10 protein-coding genes are annotated in these 11840 nt (G+C 69.2%); 6 read left to right on the top strand and 4 right to left on the bottom strand.

All coding sequences use genetic code 11. The annotated features are described in order from the left end of the window. Positions 1 to 460: 460 nt before the first annotated feature. From AB0L71_RS09490 to AB0L71_RS09475, 4 genes are all read left to right on the top strand, one after another. Positions 461 to 1984 (top strand): NAD(P)/FAD-dependent oxidoreductase, encoded by a 1524-nt coding sequence (locus tag AB0L71_RS09490; RefSeq protein ID WP_365240096.1) that lies wholly within the window; start codon positions 461 to 463, stop codon positions 1982 to 1984. Between the two features lie 408 nt (positions 1985 to 2392). Further along, entirely contained in the window at positions 2393 to 3307 is a 915-nt protein-coding gene (locus tag AB0L71_RS09485) for an alpha/beta hydrolase (RefSeq protein ID WP_365240094.1), read from the top strand. Positions 3308 to 3505: 198 nt separating this feature from the next. Beyond that, positions 3506 to 3865 carry a hypothetical protein gene (locus AB0L71_RS09480; RefSeq protein WP_365240091.1) on the top strand — a complete coding sequence of 120 codons (360 nt, stop codon included), beginning with the start codon at positions 3506 to 3508 and terminating at the stop codon, positions 3863 to 3865. Between the two features lie 404 nt (positions 3866 to 4269). Further along, on the top strand, positions 4270 to 5088 hold the full coding sequence (locus AB0L71_RS09475) for a VOC family protein (RefSeq protein WP_365240089.1): 819 nt from the start codon (positions 4270 to 4272) through the stop codon (positions 5086 to 5088). Positions 5089 to 5267: 179 nt separating this feature from the next. Here the strand turns inward: AB0L71_RS09475 and AB0L71_RS09470 are convergent, their stop codons facing one another. Further along, a complete protein-coding gene (locus tag AB0L71_RS09470) occupies positions 5268 to 6359 on the bottom strand; it encodes a glutamate--cysteine ligase (RefSeq protein WP_365240087.1) in 1092 nt (363 codons plus the stop codon). Between the two features lie 122 nt (positions 6360 to 6481). Beyond that, positions 6482 to 7315, bottom strand: a complete 834-nt coding sequence (locus AB0L71_RS09465) for a class II glutamine amidotransferase (protein ID WP_365240085.1) — start codon at positions 7313 to 7315, stop codon at positions 6482 to 6484. Between the two features lie 559 nt (positions 7316 to 7874). On the opposite strand from AB0L71_RS09465, the gene AB0L71_RS09460 reads away from it, so the two are divergent. Further along, the gene (locus AB0L71_RS09460) at positions 7875 to 8702 is read left to right on the top strand and encodes an alpha/beta hydrolase (protein WP_365240082.1); all 828 of its coding nucleotides are present in this window, start codon (positions 7875 to 7877) and stop codon (positions 8700 to 8702) included. A 78-nt stretch (positions 8703 to 8780) separates the two neighbouring features. On the opposite strand, the gene AB0L71_RS09455 is transcribed toward AB0L71_RS09460, so the two are convergent. Next, positions 8781 to 10070 (bottom strand): multidrug effflux MFS transporter, encoded by a 1290-nt coding sequence (locus AB0L71_RS09455; protein WP_365240080.1) that lies wholly within the window; start codon positions 10068 to 10070, stop codon positions 8781 to 8783. Between the two features lie 49 nt (positions 10071 to 10119). Here AB0L71_RS09455 and AB0L71_RS09450 point away from each other — a divergent pair, with 49 nt between their 5' ends. After that, positions 10120 to 10608, top strand: a complete 489-nt coding sequence (locus AB0L71_RS09450; RefSeq protein WP_365240079.1) for a MarR family transcriptional regulator — start codon at positions 10120 to 10122, stop codon at positions 10606 to 10608. Between the two features lie 158 nt (positions 10609 to 10766). Here AB0L71_RS09450 and AB0L71_RS09445 read toward each other — a convergent pair whose 3' ends face one another. Continuing rightward, a complete protein-coding gene (locus AB0L71_RS09445) occupies positions 10767 to 11726 on the bottom strand; it encodes a sugar ABC transporter substrate-binding protein (RefSeq protein WP_365240077.1) in 960 nt (319 codons plus the stop codon). Positions 11727 to 11840: the final 114 nt, after the last annotated feature.

Here is an 11840-nt window from a genome sequence, read left to right as displayed (position 1 = left end):
ATGGTGCGGACACAGTGACGGCGAGTATGGCCGCAACGATGCCCCAGCCCCACAGGAACGCCACGGCGACGGCCGCGCGCCCGGCGCCGCGGTCCGACAGCCGGCGCAGCAGGGGCACCGCGCCGCACACGAAGAGCAGGACGAGCGCGGCGTAGCGCACCCGCGTGGCGGTCTTTCTCAGAGCCGCGTAGTCCGCGCCGTGGCCGGGTGCGCCTGCGGGGTCGGTGAACTGGACTGATGAAGGCCGCGTGACCCTCGCGCCGCGCCAGGAGCAGGACCAGGAATCGCCGCTGTGGAGCCCGTCCACGCCTTCCGCTACTTCGGATCGGGCCCAGGGCACATGAGCAGAGTGCACCAATCGGCCTGGCAAGTCGATGCGGTCTGCGCTGTCACGGTGCGCGGGAATCTCAAATCGTAGTGACGACCGATCACCCCGATGAAGGCCGCGAGGCGAACCATCATGGCCAAGACCAGCACCGCCGAGGAGTTCGACGTCCTGATCGTGGGCGCCGGCATCTCCGGGATCGGCGCCGGACGCTACCTCCGCACCGAGCATCCCATCAAGACCTTCGCCATCTTCGAGGCCCGTGATGCCTCGGGTGGGACCTGGGACCTGTTTCGTTACCCCGGTATCCGGTCCGACTCCGACCTGCACACCTTCGGTTACGCGTTCAAGCCGTGGCTGGAGCGCGAGTCGATCGCCGACGGTTCAGCGATCCTGTCGTACATCCGTGAGACCGCTGCGGAGAACGGGCTGGATGCCCACATCCGGTTCCGGCACAAGGTGGTCGCTGCCTCGTGGTCGAGTGAGCAGGCCAGGTGGACCGTGGACGTCGAGATGGCCGACGCGGCGACCGGGAAGCCAACAGCGGCCCAGGTGAAGGCCACATGGATCTTCTGTGCCAGTGGTTACTACCGTTACGACGAGGGCTACACCCCGGTGTTCCCCGCCCGTGACCAGTTCGCCGGTCGGATCGTGCACCCCCAGCACTGGCCCGAAGACCTCGACTACGCCGGGAAGCGCGTCGTCATCATCGGCAGCGGCGCCACGGCGATGACCATGGTTCCCGTCATGGCGGGAGGCCCCGGCGCAGCCGGCCATGTGACGATGCTCCAGCGCACCCCGACGTTCGTCGCGGCGCTGCCGCGGGTGGACAGGGTGGGCCTGGGCCTGCGGCGCCTGTTCGGGGACAACCTGGGATACAGGCTGACCCGCCGCAAGAACATCTTCCTCGGCCAGTTCTTCTGGAATTACGCGCGCAACAAGCCCGACAAGGTCCGCGCCGGGCTCCGCAAGGCCCAGGTCAAGGCCCTGCCCAGGGGCTACGCGGTCGACAGGCACTTCAACCCGCCCTACAACCCCTGGGACCAGCGACTGTGTGCCGTTCCCGACGGCGACCTGTTCAAGGCCATCAGCTCCGGGAGCGCTTCGATCGCGACCGACACGATCGAGACATTCACCGAGACCGGCATCCGGTTGACGTCCGGCGAGCACCTGGACGCGGACGTCATCGTCACCGCCACCGGACTGAATCTGCAGTTCATGGGCGGCATCACACTCGCCGTCGACGGTACGGAAATCCGTCCTGTCGTTCTCGTCGCGTACCGGGGCATGATGTTGAGCGGTGTCCCCAACTTCGCCTTCGCCATCGGGTACACCAACTCGTCATGGACCCTCAAGATCGGGCTTCTGTGCGAGCAGTTCTGCCGTGTCCTCGGTTACATGGAGGACCACGGCTACGACACCGCACGCGCGATACCTGACCCCGGCATGGGCCGCCGCCCCCTGCTGGACTTCGGCGCCGGCTACGTGAAGCGGTCGTTGGCGGACCTGCCGTCCCAGGGAGACGCAGATCCGTGGCTCATGTCGATGAGCTACCACGCCGACCGCAAGCAGATGCGTGACGGCCAATTTCCCGACCGCTTCATGAAGTTCAGCAAGGCCACCTCCAGCGCACGGAGCGCCGGCCGCTCGAAGGCGTAGCCACTGACTGCCCTCCACCACTCACACCGCCGCCCCGGAAACCGTCCCGGATAGGTCTCCGAGGTCACTCCACCCAGGGGAGAGCAATGACCCACATCAGGAACAACGTTGCCGTCGTCACCGGCGGCGCCTCCGGCATCGGCCGCGCCGTGGCACTCGAGCTCGCGGCACGTGGAGCCCGCGGTATCGCGCTGGCCGATGTCGACGCGGCCGGGTCATCGTCGACGGTGTCGAGAAGGACAAGACCCGCATCCGGGTGGGCCGCGACGCACGGGTACTGGACCGCTTCGTGCGCCTCATGCCCAGCCGCTACATCAGCCTCATCGCGCCGAGCTCGCGCAAGCTCTTCCTCTGACCTGCGCGAGGCTTGGTCCCGAGGGCACAACCACCTCACCACCAGGACGTTTCATGCAGCCACCGACGGTCACCTACGACGATTCCCTCGACCTGTACGCGGACGTGGCGGACGGTGTCCGCCTCTGCTACCGCATCGACGGCGGCCCGGAGGGGGTGCCCCTGCTGCTGTTGTCCGGGCTCGGTCAGGACCTGACCTACTGGCCGCAGGCGTTCGTGGACAGCCTCGTCGCGCGCGGCTTCAGAGTCATCCGGCACGACAACCGGGACACAGGCCGGTCCACCACCATCGACAAGCCCGCGCCCCCGGCGTGGCGGCAGCTGTTCGGCCGGCCCCTTCCGGACGCGTACACGCTTGCGGACACGGCCTCGGACAGCGTGGGGCTGCTCCGTCACCTCGGTGTCCGGCGTGTCCACCTGCTCGGCCAGTCCATGGGCGGCATGATCGCCCAGGTCATCGCTGCGGAGTATCCCGAACAGATGCACACCCTCACGTCCCTGTACTCGACCACGGGCAGCAAGAAAGCCGGAAAGGCGGCGTGGTCGACGAAGCTCAAGCCGGCGGCCAAGCCTCCGGCAGACGCCCAGGAGGGCCTGGCGACGCATCTGAAGGTCGTGCACCACCCCGCGGGCCCCGCCTACCCGGTCGATGAGGAGCTGGAGGCTGCCTACGTCGCCGGGCTGTGGGCCCGGGCCACCGTGATCGGGGGCGGCGGCTTCGCACGCCAGGTCCAGGCGATCTCTGCCTCAGGTGATCGCACCGGACGAGTCCGCTCCATCACCGCTCCCACGCTGGTCATCCACGGCGACCACGACCTCATGGTGGATCCCAGCGGTGGTCTGGCCACCGCCGCCGCAATCCGCGGCTCCGTGTACGTGCCCGTAGCCGGGATGGGCCATCACTTGGCGCCGGGGGTCTTCGGCCTCATCGCAGACCTGGTGGGCGAACACACCGGCGTCGGGTCCTGAAGCGATGCGGCGCCACGGAGCGCCGCTGCTCGCACCCCACGGCCCTGCCTCCCGCACACCGTCACGTTTCACCGAGCCGAAGGAACCGCCATAAACGGGCACCACTTCTCTTGGGCCGGGGACCGGTCCACTCGGGGCACGGACTTCCGTCAGCAGTCTCTGCAGAAACAGCTTCTCGGAACCATCGTGCTTCCCCTGGTGACCGGCGCGCTGTCAGGCCTGCTCGCCGGCTCCACCGCACACGGGTACTGGGCGTTGCAAGCGGTCCTGGCCGTTGGCAGCGTGCTGGCAGGATACGAGCACACCGGGATGGTGCCCGGCATGCTCCGCGGCGTGCCAGGCGGAGCGCTTTTCGGGACTGCCCTTGTCTCCGCCCATGCGTTCACCGACTGGGAACCCCGTGTGCCGATGGGCGACAGCCTGCTCGGACTCGTCCTCTTCATCGCTGCCCTTGGCGGATCGCTCGGGGCCGTCGGCGGCTGTATCCGCAGCAAACGGGAACGAGCGCAGCACCCGGCCGTCCTGCCTGGTGCACGCTGCACCCTCTCCCTGATCTAGCCGCAGCACTCTGCCGCTGGTCCGGGCTTTTCGCGTCGTCCATCCTCCGATCCCGGTTGGAGCCGGGGAGGGTGTGCGATCGGGCGCGAGCGTGCCGGTGCCGGCATGCGGCGGAAGGCGAGTGGGGCAATGGTGGGGTCAGGTGAGCTTTACCTGCCACGTGGGACGCGTGGCCGTCCTCGGAGTCCGCGGACGGCTACGGACAGCGGCGGCGATCCGGAGGTGAGGAGCCTGAGCCGCTCGCCGCTGTTCTCTTGCAGGACGGACCGAGTGCCGCCGACAGCGCTCCGCAGTTCGCACAGGTGCGTCGATCCACGAGGCCGGACCCGGACGAGGCAGTCACTCGCACAGGCCCGGCCGAGAGGGCTGATGAGGCCCAGAGCTACGCCCGGAGGCGCTACCGCATGTCGAACGTCGAAGACACCACACCCCCGCCCGGCGCACCGTGCTGGGTCAACCTGATGGCGGGGAATCTGCGGGAGGCGCAGTCCTTCTACTCCGAGGTCATGCACTGGGAGTTCCGGGACAGCTCTTTCGGCAGCAACTTCTCCGTCGCCCTGACGGACGGCGAACCCGTCGCCGGAATCGGGTGCTGCGCGAACACCGGTCATCCGACCGCCGTCTGGACCCCCTACTTCGCCGTCCGGGACGCGGACGAGACCGCGGGCCGGATCAGTGAACGGGGCGCCACGCTCGCCGTCGGCCCTCTCCCGCTGGGTTTTGGCCGCGCCGGAATCGCCGCCGACCGCGACGGGGCCGTGTTCGGGTTCTGGGAGGGCCCGACGTCGGCGTGGTCCGTGGGCCGGGGCAATGCCCCCGGCAGGCTGGATCTGGAGACCCGCGACGCGTTCGAGGCCGCCATCTTCTACGCGGAGGTCTTCGACTGGGCCCAGCCTCCCGGAGGGTGCACGGTCGACTACGCGCACGACCACGTCCTCGTCCAGTGCGCCGGACGCACCGTCGCCACCCTGCACGGTCAGGTCCCCGGAACCGATCCGGATCCTGCGGTTCGGCCCCGCTGGGTCATCGACTTCCGCGTCGAGGACGGCAAGGAGGCAGCTGCCGCCGCCGTCATGGCCGGAGGCGAATCCGAACCGACACCCTCACCGGTCGGTGGCCCCCGCGACACCCCCTCCTTCATCATCCATGATCGCGAGGGCGCACGCTTCACTGTCTCCGGCACCCGAGACCGGCTCGAGAACGGATGCCGGACCGTACGGTGACAGGGCTGCCGTTCGCGTCACCAGGGCGGTGACGGGCGGCGCATACCGAGCGGCCGCCACGGTCCGGCACCCAGGACGCTGGCGCCCCTACGCGCATCCGTCCCTGTTGTCGTCACCCGGCCCCAGCGACACACGGCACACGGACGGGTCCGGCGGCCTCCGCCCGGCTCCCGGCTTCCCTATCCGCGGCTCAGACGGACGCACTCACTCACCACGGCCCGCAGACTGCCCGTGAGACGCAGCAGCTCACGCTGCGTTCGGGCGCCCGTTCCACGCGCCGAGAGCGATCGCAGCGCCTCTTCCGCCCGTTCGAGGTCTCCGCAGTCCGCCAGTGCCCCGCCGACATGCTCCAGCAGCGCGCCCACCACTTCCGCAGCCGGCCGGGGACGCATCGTGCACGGGTGGAGCAGGGGCCCCTCCAGCCCCCACCGTCCCGCCTGCCAGGCCGCCAGCCGCAGGATTCCGGCGCCGAACCGGGCCGGGGGTTCACCCGCCCGCCACTGGCGGGCCGCCGTCTCGACGAGTCCGCGCGCCAGGGAGGCGATCAGTACCGTGTCCGCGGGGTCGAGGCACACATCCGCGACCCGCAGTTCGACCGTGGGGTAACGGTGCGACAACCGCGCGTCGAAGTACACCATCCCTTCGTCCCGGAGCACCTCCGTCGCAAGGAGTTCCCGTACCTGCGCGTGGTAGCGCTCGGCACTGCCGAACACCTCCACCGGGCCGGCCGAGGGCCAGCGGTTCCAGACCCTGCTCCGGTAGCTGTTGTACGAGCTGTCGTTCCCTTGCCAGAAGGGGGAGTTGGCGCTCAGGGCCAGCAGCACCGACAGCCACGGCCGTATCCGGTCCAGTACGGCGACGCCTTCTTCGTCCGAGTCCACGGCCACATGAACATGGCAGCCACAGGTGATTTGTTCCTGTGCCGTCAGGCCGAAGTTCCGTTCCAGCCACCGGTATCGCTCGCCCGTGCCGATCGACGGCGCGACGGGCAGCGGCGAAGTGGCCAGTGCGGCCACGGCCGCACCCGACTCCCCAGCGTGTTCGGCGACCTCCCTGCGGGAACGAACGATCTCCTCCGCCAAGTCGCCCATGGCGGACTGCGGCGCCGTGGCGAACTCCAGTTGCTGCCGGTGCAGTTCCGCCTCCAAGGCCGGTCCACCGCACCTCCGCCCGTTCGCCCTGGCCAGCACCACCGCCGACAGGGCTCGGGGCTCGCTGTTCCGCGCGTCGACCAGAAGAAGCTCTTCCTCGACGCCCACGGTTCGCACCACGCCATACCCCCGCTCCCAGAAGCCTGTTTCAAGGATGTGCCCACACCGCCTGCGCCGCCTCTCCTGGGCCTCGGCGGGCCCGCCCGGGGGTCGCGGAAGATCCGGGCGGCGCCGCGCCGGCCTCAGGCAGCCACCGGCTCGAAGGGCAGGAACTCGTCACTGCCGGGCTGCACCACCCCGTAGCTGCTCTCCGGCACCTCGTTCCAGAGCCCCGGCAGATCACCCAACGGCTCCGACACCACCAGACGCGTCTCGTTGGACATACCTCTCAGGGCCCGCAGGTCCGGATGGAGCGCACGCACGCTGTCCACCTGGCTGCTGTAGAACAGTGAGCGGGAGGACCGCCGGCTCGAATAGCGGAAGCTCCACAGCCGCTCCCCGTCCGACACCGCCACGGTCATCTGGAGTGGGTACTCGGCGCCGGCCCGACGACCGACGCGTTCGACCGTCCCCGCCATCCGGGCCACCGCGCGGGGCGCGTCCTGGTCGAGCCCGAATGTGATGGCCAGGTAGAACATCACCTCGGAATCGGTGGAACCTTCGAGGTCGGCGAAGAGCGACGGGTCGATGAGGAAGCAGAGCTCCCGGCGCAGCCGGGCGAAATCGGCGATGGCACCGTTGTGCATCCACATCCACCGACCGTGCCGGAAGGGGTGGCAGTTGGTCTGCTGCACCGCCGTTCCCGTCGAGGCGCGCACATGGGCGAAGAACAGAGGCGAGCGTACATGGGCGGCAATCTCCTGGAGATTGCGGTTGTTCCAGGCCGGGCCCGTGTCGCGAATCACCGCCGGTGTCCGGGCGTCGGGCCCGTACCACCCGATGCCGAAGCCGTCTCCGTTCGTCGTCTGGGCTCCCATGCGTGAGTGCAGGCTCTGGTCGATGAGGGAGTGCTCCGGCTTGTACAGAAGGTCACCGAGCAACACCGGCTGTCCCGAGTAAGCGAGCCACCGGCACATGAGCGCCACCTTCCCCGCACGCGTGCGAACGTCCTGGGTGTGTTGGTGGCCCGCTGTCCACGGTACCCACGGCCGCCCGGCCCCGCTCGCCCGAGGCATCCGGCCCGGCCCGAATCGGTGTCGGTCGGCAGCTCACCGCTGCAGGGGGCTGGTGGAGTTCGCCGGCACGCTCGGAGCGCCGTTGGCGGGAGGCCTGCTGATCGCCGGTGCCATCGGGTCAGGCCACAGAGGCCGCGACCGGCCGGCAACAACGCGCTTCATGATGCGGGAGGGTTTCGGCTGCGCGAAGCTGGAGGTCGAACCCGGCACGGGCGCCATGGTGGGCGCGACGCTCGTTGCGTCGAGTGTTCGGGGTCTGTTCCACGTGGCGACCACGGCTGTCACCCCGGGTGGCGTCGTCTGGGCTGCGGAAGGTGGGAAACCGGCTCCCGCCGGGACCCGACCCGCCTCAGCCGCTGAAGTCAGTCCGCAGTCCGCGCCCAGCGGCCCGGGGAGTCCCAGCCGGCCGCAGGCCGCCACGTCCGATGCCGATGCGATCGCGACCGCGAGGAATCACGCCATGGCTTTCATCACCGCGCAGGACGGCACTGAGATCTTCTACAAGGACTGGGGATCCGGGCAGCCGGTCGTGTTCAGTCACGGCTGGCCGCTGACGGCCGACGCGTGGGACCCCCAGGCGAAACTGGTCGCGGACAACGGCTTCCGCGCGATCGCCCACGACCGGCGCGGGGGCGGACGCTCCGGACAGCCCTGGAACGGCAACGACCTCGACACCTATGCCGAGGACCTCGCGTCCCTGATCGAGACCCTGGATCTGCGCGACATCGTCCTCGTGGGCCACTCGACCGGCGGCGGTGAGGTGACCCGCTACATCGGCAGGCACGGCACCGCACGGGTCGCCAAGGCCGTCCTGCTCGGCGCGATCCCGCCCTTGATGCTGAAGACGCCGGAGAACCCCGAGGGACTGCCGATCGAGGTCTTCGACGAGATCCGCAACGGCGTTGCGAACGACCGCTCGCAGTTCTACCAGGACCTCAGTGCGGCCTTCTTCGGTGCCAACCGCCCCGGATCGACGGTGACACAGGGCACCCGCGACGCGTTCTGGCTGTGGTCCATGTCCGTGGGCATCAAGGGCGCGTACGACTGCGTCGAGGCGTTTTCCGAGACCGACCTCACCGAGGACCTCAAGCGGTTCGACATCCCCACCCTGATCGTGCACGGTGACGACGATCAGATCGTCCCCATCGTGGCCGCGGCCTCCAAGTCCTCGAAGCTGGTCACGGGTTCGACCTTGAAGGTGTACCAGGGCGCACCGCACGGCCTGTCGATGGTGCCCAGGTTCGCCGACCAGTTCAACGCCGACCTGCTGACCTTCGTCCGCGACTGACGGCGCCGCCACGCTCGCCGAACACCCCTGGTTCTGCGCCCCGCACGCGCGCACCGCCCTCGACGGTCCGGTCTACGACTACTGGGTCGCCGGGACGTCGGCCTCGGAGTCTCGCTGCCAGGGGCGGACCAGGACGGCCACCGCGAGCACGGCTCCCAAAAGCGCCACGAGCATGATCACGGCCATGGGCTGCGAGCTCTCCTCTCCGAAGGCGCCGACCAGCGGGGTGGCGAGGGCGCCGAAGGTGAACTGGAACGCGCCGAGAAGTGCCGAGGCGCCGCCCGGTGCGCTGCGTCCGGCGTTCTGCCCCAGGCTCATGCTCGCGGGAAAGATCAGGCCGATGCCGGTATTGCCCACGAAGAGGCAGATCCAGGAGCCGGCCAGGCTCTCCCCGGCGAGAGTGACGACGAGTACCTGGGCCAGTGAGGCCACCGTCGTGATGGCGAGGCCCGAGACGAGCAGGGCGTGGAGCGAGACCCGGTGGGCGAGTCGCCCGAAGGTGGCGCCGGCGATCAGCACCCCCACGGCGTTCGCCGCGAAGATGAGCGAGTAGACGGTCGACGAGACTCCGTGGATGTCCTGGAAGACGAAGCTGGAGCCGCCGATGTACGCGAAAAGGGCGGCACCGGTGAAGCCGAGAACGAGCACGTACCCCATGAAACGCCGGGTGGCCACCAGCCGGCTCATGGCGCGGAAGGAACTGCCCACACCGCCACTGTGCCGCCGCTCGGGCGGCAGCGACTCGGGAACCTTCACGACGACGGACACGGCGAGGCCGACGCCTATCACAGCGAGGACGACGAAGACGATCCGCCAGGTGGAGACCGCCAGGACCGCACCGCCGATGACGGGAGCGGCGATCGGTGCGACACCGAGGATCTGGGAGAGCACCGCGAAGTACTTGGGGATGTCCCGTCCGTGGAAGCGGTCGGTGATCACTGCCCGCGCCAGGGCCATGCCGATCGCGCCGCTGACGCCCTGGAGGAATCGCGCGGCGAGCAAGGTCTCGACGTTGGGCGACACGGCGCAGAACAGGGAGAACACGGCGAACCCGGCGGAGCCGGCGATCAGTAGCCGTCGCCGCCCCAGGCTGTCGCTCAGCGGTCCGAAGAACAGCTGACCGACGACGAGGCCGATCAGGAAGGTGGTCATGGTCAGCTGGATCGTGGAGCTGCTAGCGCCGAGGGCCTCCCCCATCGCGGGCAGGCCCGGCACGTACATGTCGGTGGCCAGCGGTGCCGACGCGGTGAGTGCGCCGAGCACCGCCAGCAGGGCGCCGACGCGATGGTGTCCGGCGGTCGCCGGGGTGGCCGCGGTGTCGGCGAGCGGGTTGGTTTCGTGGCGTGGAGGACTGTCGGGAGGTAGCATGCAAGAAACGATAAGGGATAGTTCGTCGCTTAACAAAGAGGGGTCCTGAATGCTGCCGTCCTCGTGGGAGGTCCGTAAGCAGTGGGAGCTGCACGGGCCGGGCATCGACATGTCCGCGATGAAGCTCGCGGGGTTCGTCAAGTCCATCAACAACCTCCTCGATCAGGCCGTCGTATCCCTGTACGAGGGCGCACCGGTCACGCCGCACGAGATGGACCTGCTGGTGCCGCTCCGGTACGCGCAGTCGCCTTTGATCGCCCGCAGGATCGCCGACGACCTGGGGCTCTCGCGGGCCGGTGTCAGTCAGGGCCTTGCCAAACTGGAAGCCCGTGGCCTCATCGAACGGACCCCCAACCCCGCCGACCGCCGCGCCGCCCTCGTCTCCCTGACCGACGCCGGCAGGGAAGTGGTGGACGATCTCTTCCCCCGCCAGCTGGAGATTGCGAGCCGCCTGCTGGCCGGCCTCGGTGACCGCCGGTCGGCGGTCCTCGGCGCTCTGGAAACCTTGGCCGATGTCCTGCAGAGCCCGAATCACTGACGACCCCGGCGAGTCCGTACCGCCGGGGCCGAGGTCAGGGCTCCCGGCGCTGCCCGGTCCGGACCGTTCTGCCGTCGGTATGGACTGCCACGCGGCGGCGCCTGGGGTGGGCGGTGGCAGCCCGGCTCCGGTAGCGGGTTCACATGCCCGCTGCCGGCTCACTTCGAGCAGTACTGCGGAGCCTCCTGCACGTTGTTCTCGGTGATCAGTGTGAGCGGGATGCTGGTGACCTTGCCCTTCTCGCCCTTCTCCAGCAGGTCGACCGCGCTCCTGACGGCGGTTTCACCGATCACCTGGGGCGAGTTGGCGACCGTGGCGGAGAAGCGCCCGTCCTTGATGGCGGCCAGTCCCTCGTCGGTGCCGTTCTCGGTGACGATCTTGATGTCCTTGCCGCCGGCGGCGTCGAAGACCTTGCGGGCGGCGAAGGCCATCTCCTCGTTGGCCACGAAGACGTAGTCCAGGTCGGGGTGTGCCTGGATCATGTTCACGGCCACGTCCTGGGCCTTGACCGGGTTGAACATGCCGGGCTGGTTCGCGACCACCTTCGCGTTGCCGGGCAGGGCCTCGGTGAAGCCTGCGACCATCAGGTCGGAGGCGGCCCCCGGGGCACCTGCGATGACACCGACCTTCACCCGCCTGTCTCCCGCGTCCTGGGCGACCCAGCCGGCGTCCAGGGCACCGAGCTTCTTCAGGTCGACGGCCGCGGCGCCGAGGATGCCGGAGGTGTCGCTGGTGGCGAGTGAGGTCAGGTAGAGGGGTACGTCGGCGGCGCCGGCCTTGGCGATGTCGCCCTCGAGCGCGTCGATGTTGACGGTCTGCACGACCAGTGCGTCCACCTGACGGGTGATCATGTCCTCGATGTTGGACAGTTCCTTGCCCGCGTCCATCTGGGAGTTGGCTGTCTTCAGATTGACGCCCTGAGCCCGCGCCTCCTGCTCGACGGCCTTCTGCAGACACGTGGCGAACTCACTGGTGTCGCCGTTGACGAAGCCGAGGGCGAGGGCGTCGCCGTCACCGCTCGTGGCGCTGCTGCTGCCGCCGCAGCCGCTGAGCACCGCGGTGGTCCCGATGGCCGCCGCCATGGCGAGGTTTCTCAGGGTGTGTGCGGACATGGTCATCGTGGACTGCCTTTCGCTGGACTGTCGGGGCCGTGGCGCCGCGGGGCGCCTTCGAGGGGCGGGAGCGAAGGGGACGGGAATACGCAAGGGACAGACAGAGCGGGACCCTGATGG

The sequence above is a fragment of the Streptomyces sp. NPDC052052 genome (assembly GCF_040680455.1).
Lineage (GTDB): Bacteria > Actinomycetota > Actinomycetes > Streptomycetales > Streptomycetaceae > Streptomyces.
The sequence above is the reverse complement of the archived record's forward strand: the minus strand, read 5'-3'. Positions and strand labels throughout refer to the sequence as shown.

Bases quoted from the DNA above. Each gene is read 5' to 3' on its own strand.
- AB0L71_RS09490 (WP_365240096.1), top strand. From the start codon at position 461: ATGGCCAAGACCAGCACCGCCGAGGAGTTCGACGTCCTGATCGTGGGC.
- AB0L71_RS09485 (WP_365240094.1), top strand. From the start codon at position 2,393: ATGCAGCCACCGACGGTCACCTACGACGATTCCCTCGACCTGTACGCG.
- AB0L71_RS09475 (WP_365240089.1), top strand. From the start codon at position 4,270: ATGTCGAACGTCGAAGACACCACACCCCCGCCCGGCGCACCGTGCTGG.
- AB0L71_RS09465 (WP_365240085.1), bottom strand. From the start codon at position 7,315: ATGTGCCGGTGGCTCGCTTACTCGGGACAGCCGGTGTTGCTCGGTGAC.
- AB0L71_RS09460 (WP_365240082.1), top strand. From the start codon at position 7,875: ATGGCTTTCATCACCGCGCAGGACGGCACTGAGATCTTCTACAAGGAC.
- AB0L71_RS09455 (WP_365240080.1), bottom strand. From the start codon at position 10,070: ATGCTACCTCCCGACAGTCCTCCACGCCACGAAACCAACCCGCTCGCC.
- AB0L71_RS09450 (WP_365240079.1), top strand. From the start codon at position 10,120: ATGCTGCCGTCCTCGTGGGAGGTCCGTAAGCAGTGGGAGCTGCACGGG.
- AB0L71_RS09445 (WP_365240077.1), bottom strand. From the start codon at position 11,726: ATGACCATGTCCGCACACACCCTGAGAAACCTCGCCATGGCGGCGGCC.